The following is a 237-nucleotide window of genomic DNA, read 5'->3' as shown; positions in this document are numbered from 1 at the left end:
GTGCTCGACGCCGTCTCGCACACCTTCGGCGGCCGGCCCGCCCTCGACCGGCTCACGCTCACGGTCCGCCCCGGGCAGGTCGTGGCCCTGATCGGTCTCAACGGAGCCGGCAAGACCACGGCCCTGCGCACGCTCGCCGGCAGGTTGCGCCCCGGACACGGCAGCGCCCGCGTCCTGGACCACGACCCGGTCGACCTGCCCCGGGCGCTCGCCGCGCGCTTCGGCCACGTGATCGAC

General features: G+C 76.4%; 1 protein-coding gene. It reads left to right on the top strand.

Annotated features, from left to right (window positions below; genetic code table 11):
- A partial coding sequence (locus PROKR_RS09070) for an ATP-binding cassette domain-containing protein (protein WP_036962300.1) occupies nt 1-237 on the top strand: 237 nt, incomplete at both ends.

The organism is Promicromonospora kroppenstedtii DSM 19349 (assembly GCF_000515355.1).
GTDB lineage: Bacteria > Actinomycetota > Actinomycetes > Actinomycetales > Cellulomonadaceae > Promicromonospora > Promicromonospora kroppenstedtii.
The sequence above is the reverse complement of the archived record's forward strand: the minus strand, read 5'-3'. Positions and strand labels throughout refer to the sequence as shown.